Genomic DNA, 20,767 nt, shown 5'->3' with positions numbered 1-20,767 from the left:
TTATGAAGTATACTATTAATCTTACCACTAATAGACCCCTATCTAATAGTGCGATATAATTTTGTTTCGAAATTCTATAGAAATAATAAAAAAATCACGCCGTAGGGTGTACGACATGATTTTTCATAGATTATTTTTCTAACCACTGATCAACAGTATCTGGATTTTCTTCCACCCAAGTTTCTGCTAATTCCCTTGGTGTTTTACCTTCGTCAATAGAAATTAACCATTGTTCAACCATGTCAATATCTAAATCCATGTTAGAGAACAGGGTATGTGCAGTTGGTGAATCCTCTTCAAATGAAGGTGTTACACCAATCTCAATATCATCTAATTTCCAAGAATTACGTGGATCTTCTAAAAATTTAATGTCAAATCGAACAAACATCGGGTGTGGACGCCAAGCATTAAAAGCAATTGGCTCCTTATCGTCAATCGAATTTTGTACTTCTGTTAACATTGCTGCAGTTGTACTATTTTTGACCTCAAATTCATCCATTTCGTAATCTTCAATCATTGCGTTTGTTGTTAATGCCATCCCACTACCTGGTTCAATAGCATAAACTTCATTTTCGAATAAATCAGCATTTTTAGCTAAATCTTCAATAGAATTAATATCTTCCATGTACGTCGGAACAGCGATTCCAAGAGGCATATCTGAGAAAATCGTACCTGCTGTTTCGAAGGTATCATCGTATTTTTCTAAATAAGATTCATGTAAATTAGGGCGCCAAACATCAATAAAAGCATCAATTCCTTGTGTCGATAATGCTTCATATAGAATACCAACATCCGCTTCTTCAATCTCTACATTATATCCTTCTTGTTCTAGGATAACCTGAGATAAATACGCAGGTACCGTGGCATAATCATAAGGGTCAAGTCCAATAGATATTTCTGTTACTTCGTCTGTGCTCTGATTGTTTTCTGTTGTATTGTCGTTTTCAGTTGTTCCACAAGCTGAAAGTAACAGTACAAATCCTACTAAGATTAAAATAGTAAATTTGTTTTTGTAGCTCTGTTTTTTAAAAATAATAAATGCTCCTCTGTGGTAAGTTATTTTAAAACAATATAAGAAATTATTATATTAGAAAATTATTATTTAAGCAAATAAGCGAGATGAGCGGACTCATTGGATGTTTTTTTGTGAGAAGGCTATTCTACTTTTTTACTATAGATTCTAATATCCTTTGTCCCTCTGCAGTCAAATATGCATTTTTATTTTCAAGTAATTCTTTGGCTAAGTTTTCAGTCATAGGTTTTGTTGGCATCTTAAACGATCCCTCCTTTTCTTATCTGAATATATTATGTCCCATTTCGCCAAGCTGAAAGAGGAAGGTATATTAAGATAGAGGTGGAATTTTAAGTCCCGGACTTGTCCAAGTTAAAAAATTAAATCGTCAAAGGGAAGGGATATGTTAATTTATGTAGAATAATGTCACTGTAGTAATAGATATTCAACTGAAGAGGTGTTTTCGAACAAAGCGAGTTGAAGAATAAGTGCTAATGACCGAAATAGGTGCTAATTCAAACAAAGTGAGGTGAAAATCCCCCTGCAGTAACCGAAATATCCATTTTTACAAACAAAACATGCTGGAATTCTACTCCAAATGCTCAAAGTCCCATATGTCATCTTACTTAATAAATCTCCTCTTCCAAAATGATCCATTAAATTGAATCTATTATCCATACATTGTATATAGGAGTGAAATAAATGATTGTAAAAGAACGTAAGAAGCCAAAAGAACTTCTTTTATTAGAATTATTGAGTAACCGAAAAATGTTAAGTGCTAGAGATTATAAGAAATATCAAAATTTATCACTCGGTTATGAAGGAGAGTTACGCTTCGATGCTTATACGAAAAAATACGGAGAAAAACTTATCATGTTAAATGATCTGTTATTAAGGCACAACGAACAATATTTTCAAATAGATTCATGTGTTATAACAAATGATGCCATTTATCTTTTTGAAATAAAAAACTATCAGGGACAATATTATTTTGATAAGGATATATTGTATAAAGTTCCTAATAAGGAAATAGAGAATCCTATCCTTCAACGCAATCGGGCCACTTCATTATTTCGGATGTTTTTACAGTCTAAAGGTATTCAATCGCCTCTCAAATCTTATATTATTTTTATTCATCCACAATGTACGATCTATCAAACACCACTTAATCAGCAAATCATTTTCCATTCTAACATCCAATCTTTTCTTACCAAATTAAATGAAAATCAATACAGCAGCAAAAAAAGCCAAAGTATAGTCAAGGTTTTAGAGTCATCTGTTCATCAAGAGTTTTTGCCAGAGAATAGCCTATCGTATACATTTGATGAGTTGCAAAAAGGAATTCCGTGCTGTCAATGTGGTTCTATGAATACGGAGTTAATCAATCGTACTATTAAATGCAGTGATTGTGAAACTGAAGAAGTAGCAAGTGACTCGATCATTCGTTGCATTAATGAATTTCAGGAACTATTTCCAAGTGAGAAGTTAACCTCAGGCATCATTTCAAAATGGTGTGGTAATTCTATTGCACAAGCAAGGTGTAAACGTATGTTGCTCAAGCACTTTTCTAAGAGAGGAGAAACAAAGAATGTACATTATATTAAGGAAGAGGAGGCTCATCCATAAATGAAAAAACACTCCATTACGAAGTGTTTTGAATCATATCTTTATTCACTATCCACAGCTAACTGACCACTGTGTGTAGCCTTCTTCTCTGACTTATCCACTACTGCAGCACCAATGATATCTCCTACGACATTCGACGCGGTACCACCCATTCCTATTAAAGCATCAACGCCTGCGATTAATGCAACAATTTCTAGAGGTAGGTCGAAAAGTGTTAAGACAGCGGCTAAGGTAACGAGTCCCGCTGCTGGAATCCCAGCTGTTCCAATCGATAGAAGGGTCCCTACAATAACAATAGTAACAAGGTCCATCAAAGAAAAGTTAGCGCCTGTAACGTTTGCTGCGAACACGATCGAAGCACCCATCCGAAGTGCGCCTCCATCAGAATTGAAGACAGCGCCTAATGGCAAGCTGAAATTAACAATTTTGTCTGAAATTCCTGCCTTTTTAGCACTTTCCATCGCAACTGGTAAAGTGGCAATACTACTTGATGTGAAAAACGCTGTAGTAAAGGCTTCTCTTGTCTGAGCATAAAAATGTCGAACAGGCACCTTGAAAATTCGTAGTATGCCAGTATAAATAAATGCCCAGAGCAAAATAATTCCAAGATAGAAGACACCAGTAAATTTAAGTAATGAGGTAAATGTACCCCAGCCTTGTGTTCCAAAGGTGGAAGCTGCAATGGCAAAAATCCCAATTGGTGCATAAAGAAGAATTCCGCTTAAAATTTTGAAAAATAATGCGTTACCTGCTTCGAAAAAGTCTTGTAAATAAGTGCCATACTTTTTCATTTTTTCATCGTTTGAAAAAGTCATATTGGAAATCGTGAATCCAACAATAATAGCAATAAATAAAATAGCCATTAAATTACCGCTACTAAAAGCAGTGAATAAATTGCTTGGTACAATATTTAAAAGAACCTCAGAAAAGCTTGGGTTCGCCGGTTCATCTACTGATACACTAGGTAACGTTAAAGATTCACCAGGGTTAATCCATAGTGCTAAGCCAAGACCAATTAAAACTGCAGCAGCTGTTGTTGTCCCATAATATAAGATCAACTTTCCACCTGTTCTTCCTAATTCTTTCGGGTTCATTTTATTTACGGCTAGCACAACGGTCAAAAAGACTACCGGTGTAGCAATCATACTTAATAAATTTATTAAAATGGTACCAAGTGGTTTTATTACCTCAGCCGGTGGACCGACTATAACACCAACAAGAATACCTAAAACGAAACCAATTGTCATTTTTAATATAAAAGATGTATTTTTGTATAAATTCCACAATTTCATTTTGTATTCACCCCTAATGTTTTGTCCTGCTTACTCATTATAAACGAGAGAGGCAGATGAACCAAATTATAGGTCTTTGATGAGGTACTTTATTTAAGTGTGTGCATCGTTGGAGCATAAGGTTGTGATAAAATTAAAGTAAGATTAGTCAAAAATATTAGTAATGAAAATAAAAATTTTAAGTCTTTGATAAAAAACTTGTAAATGGGTGGTTGATCAAATGAATGTTACTGTAAGCAAAGAATGGTTAAGTCAGCAATTGCAAAATGAGCAAGTGAAAATTGTCGATTGTCGTTTTGATTTAGGTAATCAGAGAAAAGGTACTGAGCTATATCATCAAAGTCATATTCCTGGTGCCTTTTATTTTGATTTAGAAAAACAATTATCTGCTCCTGTGAGAGAACACGGAGGGAGGCATCCTCTTCCAGAAGTGGATCAATTTAAACGTGAGGTTGAGAAAATTGGAATAGATCATACAAAAACCGTTGTTGTATATGACAGTGGGGAATGCCAATATGCAAGTCGATTTTGGTGGTTACTGACGTATATCGGACATGAAGAGGTATACATTTTAAATGAAGGATTTACAGGGTGGATTGAGGCAGGATATATGTCAATAAACGAAATTCCTGTATCCGAGCCGTCTACATTTAAAACAAATATTAAGCAGGATATGTTAGCTTCTTATAATGAAGTGAAGGATATAGTTACGGAAAAGAATAAATCTGTTACTTTAATAGATTCGCGAGCGAGGGAAAGATATTTAGGGGAAGTAGAACCAATAGATAGAAGAGCAGGGCATATTCCAGGTGCGATCAATAAATGCTGGGTGGACGCTTTAGACCAAGGAACTTTTAAAAATAAGGAAGAACAAAAAAAGCGTTTCTCAGAATTAGATTCACAACAACCAATTATTGTTTACTGTGGGTCTGGAGTGACCGCTGTCCCTAACTATATTGCTTTAAAAATGGCTGGTTTTCATAATGTGAAGCTTTATGCGGGGAGCTATAGTGACTGGGTCTCTTATGAAGAAAATCCAGTAGTCGCCGGAGAAGAAGTTTAATCTAAAAATTTTTTGTGTCGTGAAATCAACCAACAGTTGTGAATTTTTTACAGATTTAATACGAAGAAAGTAGGATTTACATGGATGCATTACTATTTATTATCATTATTTTGGTAGCTTCGATCCTCCAGACAAGTACAGGGTTTGGCTTTTCTATTTTAGCTACGCCTTTTCTGCTGTTATTATTTGAACCAGCAGAAGCTATTCAAATTAATCTAATATTGTCTCTAATCATATCGATTGCATTAATCATGAAAATTAGAAAAGATATTGATTTTGAAATATTAAAAAGATTTATTGTAGGAAGTATTATTGGTCTTCCAATAGGAACTAGTACATTTTTATTGATTAACATAGACCGATTAAAATTAGGAGTCAGCCTTATTATTATCGTGTTAACGATTATGCTTATCCTTCAGTTTCGAGTGAATCAAAATAAAAAGAGAGATGTATTAGTAGGTGGCCTTTCAGGTTCGCTTACAACTAGTATTGGTATGCCTGGCCCGCCATTATTATTATATTTTTCAGGGACAGATACACAAAAAGCAAAATTAAGAGGGACGACACTTGCTTTCTATTTGTTTATTTACTTTGTTAGTTTAATTATTCAAGTAGTTTTCGTTGGTACGAATCAAACCATTTGGGTTTCAAGTGCATGGGCAATACCTTTAGTATTCATAGGACTGTACCTTGGTCAATTGTTGTTTAAGATGATTAACCAGTCAGTCTTTAGGGTTATTACATATATCATCTTATTGTTTACAGGATTCTATTTATTAATGGAAAGTGCAGGGTTTTTGTAAACAATTTTCATAACTTTTCGGTGTAAAAAATACTAGTATATTCAACTAGTGTTTTTTATTTGTGTTCGCTTTAAACTTTCAATTCTCATGCAAGACAATAACTCAAATAAACAACATTTTTTAATCTATTACTAACGTGATATCCTAAACTCTAATTTTATGGTACTATATACATGTTCTATTATGTTTGTTATTTGTATTAAAAGAACAAAAAGAAACATAATTATATGTCCACTATGATGCAGACTTCATATTATAGTGCAAAATAACCTATCAAAGATTGAATGAAAATAAGACCTTGGAGGATGTAACCATGAATATAAAGGCAATTGCGTTAGATATGGATGGGACTACATTGGATTCTAATAATACGGTAAGCGAAGAGCTGATCGGCACTTTAAAAAATATCCGAGACAAAGATATAAAAATAATACTCTCTACTGGGAGAACGATGAGCGAAATTGGTGATGTGTTACCTGTGGATTTCCCTTATGATGGTGCTGTTACTTCTAACGGGATGGGTTGTTATGCTGATAATCAAGAGGTGTTTCAATATGTTTTAGAGCCGAATCTAGTAAATCAAGTTATTGCAAAAGCTAAAGCGAATGGAATCTACTATGAAATACATACGAAAAAAGGGAATCGTTTTGCGTTGGAAGAAGATAAATCCTTAATGGCACAAGAGGTGTATGGAGATGTCCCACCCACATTAGGTGATAATGAAAGAAATGCACGCTATGACGCATTTGAACGAAAAATCAGTTGGGAGCCGCAATTAATTACTGATGATATTGTAAAAATATATTTTTTTAGTAAACATTTAAACAAAATTAATCTATGGAAACAGTATTTGATAGAGATGAAGAACAATATGCCGTTCACTACATCTTCTTCCTCTGATCATAATGTTGAAATTATGGTTGAAGGAGTTTCAAAAGCGACAGGACTGCACTTATTATTACAACGTTTTAATGTAAAACCTAAAGATCTATTAGTAGTTGGAGACGGAGAAAATGACCTGCCAATGTTTGAAATGGCGGGATACGCAGTTGCTATGAATAATGCTAGCCAACTTGTAAAAGCGAAAGCTAATGAGGTAACAAAAGGTACTAATGATGAAAATGGACTACAACAATATTTGAATAATAAAATATTAGAACAAATACAAGTCTAACAATGTAAAAGTAAATGGTGAGTTAAAGGTCTATCTCTAGCAGATAGACTTTTTTTAATGGTAACATTTCATATCATCAATCCTGCTCTAACGCATATTTAAAAAGGAGATTCTATATGTATGTTTTTTAAAAGATGTTGCAAAATGTGAACAATAATTGAAATTTAAAATTAAGTGTTGCATTAAACGCTTTCATGTTTTAAAATGAACACATAATAACAAAAAGAAACATAATTGAACATTTGGGAGGTGAATAACCTGAAAGAGATTAGACAAAAAAACATTATTAGATTACTTGATAAAAGCAATTTTTTAAAAATATCTGATGTTTCAAGAGAGTTAAATGTAACACCTATGACTATACGCCGAGATATTAATGAGCTTGCAGAACAAGGGTTAGTTGAAAAAATTCACGGTGGTGCAAAGAGGAAGTCTAGTGATGACAAATATATTGAGCTCTCCCATACAGAGAAAAAGGCAATTAATACTGAATCAAAAAAGTATGCAGCAAAGAAAGCGGCTGAATTAATAGAAGATAACGATACCGTTTTTATAGGAGCAGGAACAACAACAGAACTCATATACAAATATATAACGGCTAACAATGTAAAGATAATTACAAATTCTATTACTATTTTTAATCAATTTAAAAATGAAACACAGCACGAGTTGATTTTGATTGGTGGAACGTTAAGAGAAAAGACAGGTACGTTTGTTGGTTATTTCACCCGCAAAGTCATCCAAGATATTAGAGTTCAAAAATGTTTCATTGGTGTAAATGGTATATACGGTGATTTTGTTACTACCGCAGATGAAGAAGAGGGAGTAGTACAACAAATTGTTATTGACAATTCTTATAATCGTTACATTGTTTCTGACAGTAGTAAGTTTGGCGTGGAAGCATTCCAGGTATTGTATGAAACTAAAAAATTAACTGCAATTATTACGGATAACCGAATCGCGAAAGAGTACGAAGATTATTACAAAGATAAATGTAAAATAATCAATTAAGATAGATTGGTTATTTAATGGAATGGGAGGATTACAAATGAAGATTGCTATTGGTAGTGATTCCAAAGGTTTTGAACTAAAGCAACAAATAAAGGAATTACTTGATCGTTTAGGACATGAGGTGTTAGATCAAACCCCAGAAGCAAATTTAGATTTCTTTGATGCAACGACAAAAGTAGTATCTGTTATACAAAAAGAGCAAGCAGATCGAGGAATTATTATTGATGAATATGGTGCAGGGCCATTTATGGTAGCTAACAAACATCAAGGTATCATCTGTGCAAATGTTTTTGATGAGCATTCTGCAAAAATGACTATAGGACATAACAACACTTCTGTTATCGCTATCGGAGCTGGAATTGTTGGTCCTAAATTAGCTGAAAAGATTGTTGAAGCATATCTAGATGCAGCGTATGACGGTGGACGACATCAAATTCGTGTAGATATGTTAAATAAAATGTGTTAAGGGGTGAGACGATGAAGATTTCAATTGGTTGCGACCATATCGTAACAGACGAGAAAAATAATTTAGTTGCTTATTTAGAAGGAAAAGGTCATGAAGTGATTGATAACGGAACGTATGATAAAGAGCGTACCCATTATCCGATTTACGGTAAGAAAACAGCAGAAAAGGTAACCTCTGGAGAAGCCGATTTGGGTATCGTTGTTTGTGGAACAGGTGTTGGAATTTCCGTATCATCTAATAAAGTAAACGGTATTCGATCTGCATTAGTAGGTGATGTCGAAACAGCAAGGTATGCAAAAGAAGTATTAAATGCAAATGTAATCGGCATGGGTGGAAGAATTGTCGGCGAAGGACTGCGAGAAAATATTATTGATGTGTTTTTAGAGTCTGAATATCAGCAATCTGAAGAGAATGACAAAATGATTGAACGAATTGATGCATTGGTTGCAAATGAAGAAGCAAAAAATGATGACCATTATTTTGATGAGTTCCTAGAAAAATGGGATAACGGGGGATACCCTGATAAATAAAGATAGGAGGGTTAGCGATGCCGGTGATGGAAAACCTTTATCAAAAAGATTTAATTCTATCTAGTAATGCAACGACACAAGAAGAAGTATTTTCAGAAATTAGTCAAATTCTTCTTGAAAAGGGGATCGTAAAGGATAGTTTCAAAGATGCAATAGTTGAAAGGGAACTAAATTACCCTACAGGACTTGATTTAAGTCCTGTTGCTGAAGGGTTACCTAACGTAGCGATTCCTCATACAGAAACAGAGCATTGTGATGCTAAAGTTGTGGTGTTTGTTAAACTTACAAACCCAATTGTGTTTCATAGCATGATTGCACCAGATAATGAGTTAAATGTTAATTATTTATTTATGATTATCAACAATGAAAAAACAAACCAAACGAATGTGCTTTCTGAACTGATGGCGTTTATGACTGATGTGGATAATGTAAAAACATTAGAAGCATTAGAAACAAATAAAGAAATTTACGACTTTTTAACAAATAAAAAATAAGGAGTAGATGAAAATGATTAAGATTCTAGCAGCGTGTGGAGCAGGAATTAATTCAAGTCACCAAATTAAAAGTGCACTTGAGGAAGAAATGAAAAAGAGAGGTTATAAAGTTCAAGCAGATGCAGTTGTAATTAAAGACATTACAAAAGAGATGGTAGAAGAATACGATATTTTTGCACCAATATCAAAACCTAAATTTAGCTTTGATATTACAATTCCTGTAGTAGAAGCTGGGCCAATACTATATCGTATCCCTGCAATGTCAGCTCCAGTTTTTGATGAAATTGAAAGCGTTATTAAAAAAATGAATAAATAAAAAGGTACTATTGAGAGGAGTTAGATGAATATGCAAACAATAATAGAATTTGCTAACACTATTTTTTCGCCCCTTATTAACTTAGGGGCTGCTCCAATGATGTTTATCCTTATTACTCTATTTGCACTATTGATGAAGGTTAAATTTAGTAGAGCAGTTGAGGGTGGTTTGAAATTAGCTATTGCACTAACTGGTATTGGGGCAGTTATTGATATTTTAACAGGTAACTTTGCTCCAGCTCTAAAAGATTTTGTTAAATCAACTGGTATTGAATTATCAATTACTGATGTAGGTTGGGCTCCTTTGGCGACAATCACATGGGGATCAGCTTATACACTGTTTTTCTTATTAATTCTTGTAATCATCAATATTGTTATGCTTTTAATGAATAAGACAGACACATTAGATGTTGATATCTTTAACTTCTGGCATCTATCAATTACAGGTTTGCTTGTTATGTACTATTCTAACAACTTATTCCTAGCAACCATTTTAGTTACTGTTTTAGGTGTAATGAAATTTATTAACGCAGATGCTATGAAGCCAACATTCAATGACTTGTTAGATATGCCGGATTCTAACCCGACAACAACAACGCATTTGAATTTCATGTTAAACCCGTTAATTATGTTATTTGATAAAATTTTCCAAAAACTTTTCCCATTTATCGATAAATATGATTTCGATGCGGCTCAATTAAATGAGAAAATAGGTTTCTGGGGAAGTAAATTTGCAATTGGTGTGTATCTGGGTGCGTTTGTTGGTCTTTTAGGACAGCAACCAGTACAAACGATCTTTACTTTAGCCTTCATTGGCGGGGTAGCGCTAGAATTATTCTCTGTCGTAGGTACATGGTTTATTGCAGCGGTTGAACCTTTATCACAAGGGATTACAAACTTCTTAAGTGCAAAATTCCAAGGAAGAAAGTTCAATATTGGTATTGACTGGCCTTTCCTTGCAGCACGTCCAGAAATGTGGGCAGCAGCAAACGTTATTGCTCCAATTATGTTAGTTATCGCTCTTTTCTTGCCTGGTAACGGTATTCTTCCATTAGGTGGTATTATTGCGATTGGTTTAACACCAGCATTGTTGGTTGTTACACGAGGAAAAATTATGCGTATGATTATTATTGGTACAATTATGGTTCCTGTTTTCTTATGGTCAGGTACAGCGATTGCCCCATTCGTAACTGAAACAGCACAATCTGTAGGCGCATTCCCAGCTGGATTAGAAAGTGGAGCATTAATTACTCACTCTACTTTGGAAGGGCCAGTTGAGAAATTCATCGCAATTATTGTTGGTCGTTTAGGTGAAAGCTTTACACTTAAGAATATCCTTATCGCTGTAGGATCACTAACTGCTTATATTGGATTATTCGTATGGTACTTAAAAGAGATGAAGAAACGTAACGCTGAATATGCAAGACAAAAAGAAGATGTAGATGCAGCCTAAAAAATAAAAAATAAAAAAAGAGTAAAAGAGGACATGCGATTTTTGTTTGAAAATCGCGTGTGCCCCTCTTACTCCAAACCACTTGCTCTAATATTTTAACATAGAAAAAGAGATTAAAGAACGTTTCGTCAAGAAAATGCTTTCAATCACGTATAGTAGTGTTTGTAATCTTAACCATGTGAGGGGACATAACTATGATTTTAACCATTACGTTAAATCCATCTGTTGATATACGTTATTCCTTAGAAGATTTTAATATAGATAAGGGGAATAGAGTATCGGATGTTTCTAAAACAGCTGGAGGCAAAGGGCTTAATGTTAGTCGAGTGCTACATCAATTAGATGAAAAAGTTGCAGCGTCTGGGTTTTTAGGTGGAAGTTTAGGCGAATTTATTCGAAAAGAATTAACTAAGTTAGATATGAAAGATTTCTTCTCTTCCATTGATGGTGATACACGAAACTGTATTGCAATTATTAGTGGAGAAGAACAAACGGAAATTTTAGAAGCTGGTCCAGTCATATCTGCTAAAGAACAAAATGACTTTCTTCAAGCATTTTCAAGCTATATAAAGGAAGTTGACATCATTACCATTTCGGGTAGCCTTCCTAAAGGAATACCTACAGATTTTTATAGCAGACTAATTACAATTGCTAAACAGCACGATAAACTAGTATTGCTAGATACCAAGGGAGATCTTTTAAAAGAAACATTAAAGAGTGATGTGAAGCCAGATCTTATAAAACCTAATCATATTGAATTGGGTGACTTATTTGGTGAGTCCTTTACGGATGATGAAAGTATTATACAGGCGCTAACAAAGCCCTCCATTTTAGATAATGTAGAGTGGGTTGTTGTTACGATGGGTAGCAAAGGTGCAATTGTTAAGCATCATGACAAGCTCTATAGAGTTTCTAATCCTAGAGTAGATGCGAAAAATCCAGTCGGTTCAGGTGATTCTGTTATTGCTGGTTTTTCGGCTGGCCTGTCACGTGGTTTGACTGATGAATCTTTAATCAAATTTGGTTTATCCATGGGAGTCTTAAATGTAATGGAAGATCAAACTGGATGTATAGACCCGACCAAAATAGATTGGTGTGTGAGTCAGATGGGTATCGAGTTAATAGAGCATTCGTGATTCGTTTAAATAAAAATCGAAATTAAAACAGGAGGTAATGAAATGCAACTAACACCAGGAAAAAGAAAAGGACTTGAAGCAATTTCTAATGAGAATAATATTGTTTTAGCAACAGCAATGGATCAGCGTGGTTCATTGGGTAAGATAATTACATCATACAATGGAGCAATTTCCTATGAAGAGGGATTAGCTGGTTTCAAAGAGGGAATTAGTGAAGTATTAGGTAATCAATCCTCTTCTTTGTTACTTGATCCGGAATACGGATGGCCAGCTGCTGCTAAATTAAATAAAGATGTCGGTTTAATTATGGCGTATGAAAAGACAGGTTATGACGCGACTGAAAAAGGACGATTACCTAATCTTGTTGATTTTTACTCCATTAGAGACCTGGTTGAAAAAGGTGCTCATGCGGTGAAGTTACTTGTATATTATGATACTGCAGAAGAGGAAAAATATAACGACATTAAGAAAACGTTCATCAAGCGTGTAGGTGATGAATGTCGTCAAAATGACATGTTCTTTATTTTAGAGCCTGTATCTTATGATGCAAGCGGCCTTGATGCAAAAGGTGTTGATTTTGCAAAAAGAAAGCCTGAGATTATTGAATTCTTCATGGAAGAGTTTTCTAAAGAAGTGTATGGCATTGACTTGTTAAAGGTAGAAGTTCCTGTTTCTATTTATCATATTGAAGGGAATGAGCAGTATGATAATTATGCGCCAGTATTTAGCAAAGAAGATGCAGCTGGATTTTATCGCACTTGCTCAGAAAAGAGTAAGCTACCGTTTATTTACTTAAGTGGTGGGGTAACCAATGACCAGTTTGTTGACACACTTTATTTCGCTAAAGAAGCAGGTGCTGCGTTCAATGGTTGTCTATGTGGAAGAGCGATTTGGAAAGACGGTGTAAAAACCTTTGCTGAAGATGGCAAAAAAGCTTTCCAAGATTGGCTTGAAACAACAGGAACAGAGAATCTAAATAAAGTAATCAAAGCAGTAAACGAAACAGCGACACCATGGAAATAAAAAAATGGGACATTGGGGTCAGACCCCAATGTCCCATTTTCCTATTTTATCCTTTAACTGATCCTGCTAGTAATCCTCGTACAAAGTATTTACCTAGTATGATATAAACGAGCAGGGTAGGCATGGCGGCGATTAGTGCACCGGCCATTTGTACGTTCCACTGAACAATTTGACTTCCGGAAAGGTTTTGTAGCGCCACCATTACTGGTTGGCTTCCGGAGTTTGTAATGGTTACAGCGAATAAAAATTCGTTCCATATGTTTGTAAATTGCCAAATCGCAACGACAACAAACCCTGAAATTGAAAGTGGAATAATAATTCGACGAAAGATACTTAAAAAACTAGCCCCGTCTATTTTGGCTGATTCAATCATCGAATCAGGAATGTTCGCATAGAAGTTTCGAAACATGAGTGTCGTAATAGGTAACCCATAAACGACATGAGTAAAGATAAGTCCCGTGATCGAATTATAAAGACCAATCGTCCTCAAAAACTGAATTAGCGGAATAAGTATACTTTGGTATGGGATGAACATACCGAATAACATGACAGTAAAAATAATCTCGGATCCTTTGAAACGCCATTTAGACAGTACATAACCATTCATTGCGCCTAATAAAGCGGAGATCAACGTTGCGGGTATAACTAAATAAATACTATTCATAAAGTTAGGAGCAAGCTCAGTGAAAGCCTGTGTGTAACTTGTGAAATCAATTGTAGATGGCAATGTCCACATTTCAGCTAATGAAACCTCGTCCAAAGGTTTTAAACTAGTGACGATAATGACGTACACAGGTGTTAAAAAGAGAAATGCCATCATTATTAGAAAAGTATATTTTAACACTTTAAATACAGTATTTTTCGCCATTAGCTGTCACCCCTTCGATTCGTTATTAAATAAGGAACAATGAATACTGCAACGAGTAATAGCATGATAATGGCTATTGCAGAACCATTTGCATAATAGTTACCACGGAAAGTTGTTTCAAACATATAAACACCAGGAACGTCTGTTACGAAATTTGCACCTGAACCAGTCATGGCGTAAATTAAGTCGAATATTTTTAAAGAGATGTGTGCCATGATAATAACAACACTTACTGTGATTGGTGTTAACATTGGCAAAATAACTTTTCGATAGATTTGAAATTCAGATGCCCCATCAATACGAGCAGCTTCTCTAAGTTCTTCTGGTATACCACGTAGTCCTGCTAAATACATAGCGAGTGAAAAGCCAGTCATTTGCCAAACTGCTGCAATAACAACAGCAACAATGGCTACAGGTAAACCGAATTCAATCGATCCCCATTCGAATCCTGCTAAAATATTTGTGTCTGTATACCATTTAGGTTGAATGCCAAACACTTCGAGAAATTGATTAAATCCAGTAGAAGGGTTTAGTAACCATTGCCATACGACACCTGTAACGACAAAGGATAATGCCATTGGGAATAAGAAAACATTTCTGAAGAATGTTTCTCCTTTAATTTTTGAATCAATTAATGCAGATAAAAGTAATCCCATTACAATAACTGCGCCAATAAAAAGTATGGTGAAAAAGACTGTGTTTCTAAGGTCTGCTTGGAAGCGATAATCACCAAATAAATAGATGTAGTTTTTCAGTCCAGCAAATGAAAAGTCAGGTACTAACGTATTCCAATTACTTAATGAAACCCATCCAGTCCATCCGATAAAACCATATACAAATATTAAGATTAAAATAAAAGAAGGTAAAAGGAAGCTAACAGCGAGCAAGTGATCCTTCGTTATTCGCTTTTTCTTTTTATGTGGTTTTGTAGCTACTTTTTTATTCATATCAACTTGTTGTTCCATAACTAGATGCCCCTCCTATCAGAAGATAGTTTTTGGTCTGAAAGTGAAAGCCCCGTACCAACCTAGCGATACGGGGCAACCTTATAAAAATTATAGTTCAGAAGCCGCGTTGTTTAATGTATCAATGAATGTATCAACATCTAGTTGTGTAACAAAGATATTCACTGCTTGGTTAACCTTTGTTAGAAAACCTTCTGGAGCTGCAGAACCATGTGCTAGTGTAGGAACTAAAGTTGCTTCAGAAAAGTCTTCCATCGTATCTTTACCATACTGATCATATTTAGAAGGATCAGCATCTAGTCGAGCAGGAATAGAACCTTTCAACGGATTAAACACATCTTGGCCTTCCACAGAACCTAATACAGATAAGAACTGTTTTGTTTCTTCTACATTTTCGATACCTTTAGGTAAACCGAATGTGTCAGTGATAATAACAAATTCTCCATTTGTTTCTGGATTAGGGAAATATCCAAAGTCTTTATTTGTTTCTAAATTCAAGTCATTAGAGAAATAACCCTTTGCCCAGTCACCCATATTAATCATTGCTGCCTCACCGTCTCCAACTAGCTGTGATGCATCTTGCCAGTTACGGGAAGCGTGGTCTTCATTTACATAACCAAGTGTCTTCTTAAAGATTTCAGCAGCCTCAACTACTTTTTCATCAGTAAAAGGAATTTCTCCATTAAATAATGCTGTATAATCATCAGGGCCAAGAACACCTAACAAAATGTTTTCAAAAATTTGTGTCGCTGTCCAAGCTTCCTTATCTCCAAGTGCTAATGGTGTTACTCCTGCTTCTTGAAGCTTATCTGCTACAGCAAAGAATTCATCAAATGTTTTTGGTATTTCAATGTTATGTTCTTCAAACACAGACATGTTATAGAACATCACATTACCACGGTGAATGTTAACAGGAACAGAGTAGATGTTTCCGTCTTTACTAACCATATCAATTAAGTCTTGTGGGAATTTATCCATCCATTCTTGTTCTTCAAAAAAGTCATTTAATGGTTGCATTTTATCAGCTGCTACCCAGCCAGCGTTTAATTCTTCTCCGCCGTGTACTTGGAATGTAGATGGTGGATCATCACCTTGCATACGAGTAGCTAATACTGCTTTGGCGTTTGTTCCTGCTCCACCAGAAATGGCTGCGTTGTCAACTTCTACATCTGGATGCTTTTCTTTAAATAAATCAATTAATGCTAATAAGCCGTCCTCTTCTCCAGCTCCAGTCCACCAACTAAATATTTCAACGGTTTTATTTCCGTCACCACCGTCATCACCACTAGCATCACCACCATCGGAATCTGATGCTGTATCAGAGTTACAAGCAACGAAAATAAGTGCTGTTAGTGCTAACAACAATAAACTAAATAACTTCTTCACACATGTTACCCCCTTGTATTTAATTAATGTTACCGCTTACAATCTTTATTATATATTTTTTACCTGTATGTGATGGACGAAAACTACTGCACTATTTTACGATTTTCTTCACATTTTAATGATGGCTTGTTGATATTGTTTTGGTGAAAGGGCATAGTACTTTTTAAAAACACGACTAAAGTAGTTCGGATCGTTGTATCCAATCATGTAACTAATTTCTTTTAAACTGTGTTGATTGTCTTGTAATAATTGTTTAGCTTTGTTTAAGCGAACATTTGTAATGTAATCAATTACCGTGTATCCGGTTGATTCTTTAAAAAGATTAGAGAAATAAGTAGCGCTCAATTCGTTCATTTGCGCTAACTCTTCTAGACTAATCATTTGATCAAAGTTTTCTTGTATATATTTCTTTGTACGCTCTATTTTATCTTGTGATTGATAATGTTGTTTTACATTGATACAGCAAAGCTTAATAAATGCCATCCAATTTTTTTTAGAAGTTAGTTGTTTATAGTTCAATTCAGGAACAGGAATATCTCTTTGTTCTAATATTTTTCTTATTTTGTAATATAAATTTATTAATTCCTCATGTATGTCTTGAGTATGATGAGCGGTTAATTCCATAAATAAACGAACACTGGATTTATCATTACCCATTTCAATTTCTGCTAAGAGTTGTTCTGTTTTTGTTGAATCATCACGTATCTTGTCTACTTTAAAGCCGTAATTTTTTTGTTTTGCTTTAGATAGGTGAGTAGCTGCTTTTATTGCCTCTGAATAAGAGTGAGAGAGATCAATAAGCGCTTGATAAGGCTTACCTGCACCAATGTAAACATGGTCACCTATTGCGAGTTGTAGTTCTCTAGCCAGTTTCAGAACATCGGCTTTTGTTATTTTCTTCTCACTGATAAATAGTAAGCTATATTGCTGCTCTTCAAGCTTATCTAGCCATATGTATTCCTTATGGCTTAACATCTTTTCTTCTAAAATAGCAGACTCTGATTGGTTAAACGGAACGATCACAAGGAAAAATCCAGTGTGCATGGAAGGGAATAAGTTATTTTGTAAAGCTTGTACCTCATCAGATGCCTCAAATTGCATTAGCTTGTTTATAAACAATTCTTTAGCTATTTTCTTTGATTGTTTCTGATTCTCTACTGCTTTTCTGTCTTGCTCTAACTCATCCTTCACTCGCAATATCGCTTGAATCGTTTCTTCTTTTTTACTAGGTTTCAATATGTATTCTTTAACGCCGAGTTGCATGGCTTGTTTTGCATAATCAAAAGAATCATATGCAGAAACAAGAATAAATTTTATTGCTGGATTTTTTTGAAGAATCTGCTCAATTGCTTCAATCCCATTGATTCCTGGCATTTTTATATCCATCAAAACAAGGTCAGGCTTCAATTCAAGTGTCATTTCAATCGCAACTCTACCATTAACTGCTTCTCCAACCACTTCTATATCTGAAAAATGTTGTTTTATAAATTTACGCATCGCTTTTCTTTCCAACATTTCATCTTCAGCAATCAAAATACGCATCATTTAACCCCTTTCATGAATCATTGGCTTCTTGTGATTGGCTTGCTGTACCGCTTTTCTTAGGTAACAATAATTTTATTGTTGTGCCTTTGCCTACTGTTGAATCAATTTCAAACACATGCTCTTTTTGATAAAACAACTGTAATCTTCTTATTACGTTTCTTAAACCTAATCCGGTGGAATGACCGGTATGTTCTTCATTGACATGCTCTTCTTTTGATAAATTATTTAATTGTTCTTTTGTCATGCCTACACCATCATCTCTTACCTCAACAACAATATTCCTCTCTGTTGCGTAAATGTGTAATAGAATGACACCACCATCTTCTTTTGGCTCTACACCATGTAAACAAGCGTTTTCTATAATAGGTTGTAGAGTTAAACGAGGGATAGGAATATCTAGACACGACTCATCTATTTGTGTTTGAAATGTAATTCTTTCTACAAATCTAGTTTTTTGAATTCGGATATATGCATGAATAATCGCGACCTCATCTTTTAGTTGAACGGTTCGCTTCATATCATCTAAGCTATACCTAAGCATGCTAGCGATAGAATTAATTAAATTAGAGGTTAAATTTGCATCTTCTAAGTAAGCGGTTTTTGAAACAGTATTTAATGTATTAAATAAAAAATGTGGATTAATTTGATTTTGTAAATGCTTTAGCTCTAATTCTTTCATTAGTTTTTCTTGCTCTGATTTTTGTTTGATTTCAGCGATTAAGTTCTGAATACTTGTACGCATTTGATTAAAGGAAGTTGCAAGTATTTTTAATTCTTCAATGGAGTGAATTTTAATTTCTTCACCAGAAAAATCACCAGCTGATATTCGTTTAGAAGCTTGAGACAATACTTGAATAGGTCGACTAATCTCTCTAGAAAAGTGAATAGCTATGAAAATAGTAATGATCACTGTTGTAAGAGTTAGGTATAGAATAAACAGACGAAACGAATCATTCCGTGTTTGTAAATCTTTATATAGTTCTTGATAGCCGGTTAATTCCATATCGATTAATTCTAATGTCGTATTTTGGATGTAGTTAGCTGAACGTTGTGCTTCTTTTAGATGTGCTGTATACCGTTCAATGTCATCTCTCAGAACAAAACCAATCGTGAGTTCAGTTTGATATATAAAAGCGTTAACTAGATTGAGGTAGTTTTTAAGTTGTACACGCATTTGGTTTTGTGCCTGCTGCTCTATGAGGTGCTTTTCTTCTTTTAGTTGGCCTAATGCATCATAATAGTCATCTAGATAACTAGATTCAGGCGACATAACATAGTTTTTGCTGGCTTCATAGAGCTTTGTTGAAGATTGAGAAATAGAGTTTAGAACAAAAAATTCATCAAAGCTAGCATGATAGTCGTTCATTAATTTGTTTGAGCTAAAAAAGACGGAAAAAGATACGAGATTAAATAATAGAATAAAGACGGAAAAATATAAAATTAATTTACTACGAATGGATTTCAATTGGCATCACCTATTAATAAACTTTCGCCATCTTTAATATCGTTTTTTAATAAAACACCAGTATCGGTGAAATTTAATTCATCAATGGTTTGCTGTTTTTTTAAATCAAGCATTAACTCAACTGCTTGTTGACCCATTTGATTGGGGTATTGTACTACTGTCGCAAAAATTTTCTCTTTTTCAATTAGCGAGATGGTTTCAGGTAAGGTATCAAAAGCTATAATTAATGGATACTTATTAGGATTCATTTCCTCCACGCCTTGTACGATGCCAATGCCATCTAATGCACTTAAACCAAATAATGCATTTATTTCTGGATTGTTTTTTAATAGTGCGTAGGTTGCTTGTGCAGCGCCAATTTCACTAATGGCTGATTCATCAATCGAGACAAGATTTATTCTTTCGACAGAGGTGATTGCATCTTTCAAACCCTGTAGGCGAAGTTGCTGGTTTATACTTTCTTTTGATCCGACGACAATACCAACATTTATAGTTCCTGATGTATTCTTAATTAGTGTTTCACCTGCCAATTGTCCGGCCTGATAATTATTTGTACCAACATAAAAATCTCGATTGCTGTCCGGCGTATCAGCATCAATAGTTGCAACTGGTATGTTGTGATCCTTTGCTTTATTTACCAGGTGATTGAAACGTTTATCGGGTAAACCTTGTATAAAAATGCCATCTACTTTTGCAGCAATCATTCGTTCAAACGTGTTTAGATTCTCCGTTAAATCAGCTTGCTCAGGTCCGATATATTCCAAATATACATTGTTTGCTGCTGCTTGCTCACGTGCACCATTTTCAACTAAACGCCAATAATCATTCCCGACCTCTTCTGTAATAAGAACAAAATGATAGTCATAATCCTTTTTGTTATTTATTTGTCCTTCTAGGTAAAATGTCTCTCTTCCATAATGAACCGTTAAGAAAAGACACACTAAAAACAAAACACCACCAAAAACATAAAGAAAGTATCTCCTACCTGTAGTCAACCAATCCTCCCCCTTTAGTTGTAAGCGCTTCAAATAATAGATAACATTAAGATACCCTTTTTTACCCCGTAAAGCAAATGGGACATTGGGGTCAGACCCCTTTGTCCCAAAAAAAGGCCACTGGGGATGCCCCCAATGGCCCATT

The 20,767-nt window shown here is 34.7% G+C and carries 20 protein-coding genes; 12 read left to right on the top strand and 8 right to left on the bottom strand.

Annotation, left to right across the window (positions count from 1 at the left end; genetic code table 11):
* Positions 1-130: 130 nt before the first annotated feature.
* Positions 131-889 (bottom strand): glycine betaine ABC transporter substrate-binding protein, encoded by a 759-nt coding sequence (locus HP569_RS05860; RefSeq protein ID WP_246366957.1) that lies wholly within the window; start codon positions 887-889, stop codon positions 131-133.
* An 825-nt stretch (positions 890-1,714) separates the two neighbouring features.
* Between HP569_RS05860 and HP569_RS05855 the strand changes: the two genes are divergently transcribed.
* The gene (locus tag HP569_RS05855; protein ID WP_182200232.1) at positions 1,715-2,638 is read left to right on the top strand and encodes a nuclease-related domain-containing protein; all 924 of its coding nucleotides are present in this window, start codon (positions 1,715-1,717) and stop codon (positions 2,636-2,638) included.
* Positions 2,639-2,679: 41 nt separating this feature from the next.
* On the opposite strand, the gene HP569_RS05850 is transcribed toward HP569_RS05855, so the two are convergent.
* The gene (locus tag HP569_RS05850) at positions 2,680-3,930 is read right to left on the bottom strand and encodes a dicarboxylate/amino acid:cation symporter (protein WP_182200231.1); all 1,251 of its coding nucleotides are present in this window, start codon (positions 3,928-3,930) and stop codon (positions 2,680-2,682) included.
* Between the two features lie 220 nt (positions 3,931-4,150).
* Here HP569_RS05850 and HP569_RS05845 point away from each other — a divergent pair, with 220 nt between their 5' ends.
* From HP569_RS05845 to HP569_RS05795, 11 genes are all read left to right on the top strand, one after another.
* Positions 4,151-4,993, top strand: a complete 843-nt coding sequence (locus HP569_RS05845) for a sulfurtransferase (protein WP_182200230.1) — start codon at positions 4,151-4,153, stop codon at positions 4,991-4,993.
* Between the two features lie 80 nt (positions 4,994-5,073).
* A complete protein-coding gene (locus HP569_RS05840; protein ID WP_182200229.1) occupies positions 5,074-5,796 on the top strand; it encodes a sulfite exporter TauE/SafE family protein in 723 nt (240 codons plus the stop codon).
* 313 nt (positions 5,797-6,109) lie between these two features.
* Positions 6,110-6,970 carry a Cof-type HAD-IIB family hydrolase gene (locus HP569_RS05835; protein ID WP_182200228.1) on the top strand — a complete coding sequence of 287 codons (861 nt, stop codon included), beginning with the start codon at positions 6,110-6,112 and terminating at the stop codon, positions 6,968-6,970.
* A gap of 234 nt (positions 6,971-7,204) precedes the next feature.
* The gene (locus tag HP569_RS05830; protein ID WP_246366938.1) at positions 7,205-7,981 is read left to right on the top strand and encodes a DeoR/GlpR family DNA-binding transcription regulator; all 777 of its coding nucleotides are present in this window, start codon (positions 7,205-7,207) and stop codon (positions 7,979-7,981) included.
* 37 nt (positions 7,982-8,018) lie between these two features.
* Positions 8,019-8,447 carry a galactose-6-phosphate isomerase subunit LacA gene (lacA, locus tag HP569_RS05825; RefSeq protein WP_182200227.1) on the top strand — a complete coding sequence of 143 codons (429 nt, stop codon included), beginning with the start codon at positions 8,019-8,021 and terminating at the stop codon, positions 8,445-8,447.
* An 11-nt stretch (positions 8,448-8,458) separates the two neighbouring features.
* Positions 8,459-8,977 carry a galactose-6-phosphate isomerase subunit LacB gene (gene lacB / locus HP569_RS05820; RefSeq protein WP_182200226.1) on the top strand — a complete coding sequence of 173 codons (519 nt, stop codon included), beginning with the start codon at positions 8,459-8,461 and terminating at the stop codon, positions 8,975-8,977.
* A gap of 17 nt (positions 8,978-8,994) precedes the next feature.
* Positions 8,995-9,471 carry a PTS sugar transporter subunit IIA gene (locus HP569_RS05815; protein ID WP_182200225.1) on the top strand — a complete coding sequence of 159 codons (477 nt, stop codon included), beginning with the start codon at positions 8,995-8,997 and terminating at the stop codon, positions 9,469-9,471.
* 13 nt (positions 9,472-9,484) lie between these two features.
* Positions 9,485-9,787, top strand: coding sequence for a PTS sugar transporter subunit IIB (locus tag HP569_RS05810; RefSeq protein WP_182200224.1), 303 nt, complete (start codon positions 9,485-9,487; stop codon positions 9,785-9,787).
* A gap of 30 nt (positions 9,788-9,817) precedes the next feature.
* Positions 9,818-11,239 (top strand): PTS galactitol transporter subunit IIC, encoded by a 1,422-nt coding sequence (locus tag HP569_RS05805; protein ID WP_182200223.1) that lies wholly within the window; start codon positions 9,818-9,820, stop codon positions 11,237-11,239.
* Between the two features lie 194 nt (positions 11,240-11,433).
* Positions 11,434-12,375 carry a hexose kinase gene (locus HP569_RS05800; RefSeq protein WP_182200222.1) on the top strand — a complete coding sequence of 314 codons (942 nt, stop codon included), beginning with the start codon at positions 11,434-11,436 and terminating at the stop codon, positions 12,373-12,375.
* 42 nt (positions 12,376-12,417) lie between these two features.
* Entirely contained in the window at positions 12,418-13,398 is a 981-nt protein-coding gene (locus tag HP569_RS05795) for a tagatose 1,6-diphosphate aldolase (protein ID WP_182200221.1), read from the top strand.
* A gap of 46 nt (positions 13,399-13,444) precedes the next feature.
* Here the strand turns inward: HP569_RS05795 and HP569_RS05790 are convergent, their stop codons facing one another.
* From HP569_RS05790 to HP569_RS05765, 6 genes are all read right to left on the bottom strand, one after another.
* Positions 13,445-14,266 carry a carbohydrate ABC transporter permease gene (locus HP569_RS05790; protein WP_182200220.1) on the bottom strand — a complete coding sequence of 274 codons (822 nt, stop codon included), beginning with the start codon at positions 14,264-14,266 and terminating at the stop codon, positions 13,445-13,447.
* Positions 14,266-15,231 carry a carbohydrate ABC transporter permease gene (locus tag HP569_RS05785; RefSeq protein WP_182200219.1) on the bottom strand — a complete coding sequence of 322 codons (966 nt, stop codon included), beginning with the start codon at positions 15,229-15,231 and terminating at the stop codon, positions 14,266-14,268. The genes HP569_RS05790 and HP569_RS05785 overlap by 1 nt, the downstream gene beginning before the upstream one ends.
* A gap of 90 nt (positions 15,232-15,321) precedes the next feature.
* Positions 15,322-16,617 carry an ABC transporter substrate-binding protein gene (locus tag HP569_RS05780; RefSeq protein WP_182200218.1) on the bottom strand — a complete coding sequence of 432 codons (1,296 nt, stop codon included), beginning with the start codon at positions 16,615-16,617 and terminating at the stop codon, positions 15,322-15,324.
* Between the two features lie 108 nt (positions 16,618-16,725).
* Positions 16,726-18,159, bottom strand: a complete 1,434-nt coding sequence (locus HP569_RS05775) for a response regulator (RefSeq protein ID WP_182200217.1) — start codon at positions 18,157-18,159, stop codon at positions 16,726-16,728.
* Positions 18,160-18,172: 13 nt separating this feature from the next.
* On the bottom strand, positions 18,173-19,528 hold the full coding sequence (locus HP569_RS05770) for a sensor histidine kinase (RefSeq protein ID WP_246366937.1): 1,356 nt from the start codon (positions 19,526-19,528) through the stop codon (positions 18,173-18,175).
* Positions 19,529-19,623: 95 nt separating this feature from the next.
* Positions 19,624-20,622 carry a sugar-binding protein gene (locus HP569_RS05765; protein ID WP_246366936.1) on the bottom strand — a complete coding sequence of 333 codons (999 nt, stop codon included), beginning with the start codon at positions 20,620-20,622 and terminating at the stop codon, positions 19,624-19,626.
* Positions 20,623-20,767: the final 145 nt, after the last annotated feature.

This window comes from Paraliobacillus salinarum (assembly GCF_014083865.1).
GTDB classification, from domain to species: Bacteria; Bacillota; Bacilli; order Bacillales; family Amphibacillaceae; genus Paraliobacillus; species Paraliobacillus salinarum.
This window is presented reverse-complemented; position numbering and strand designations above follow the sequence as displayed.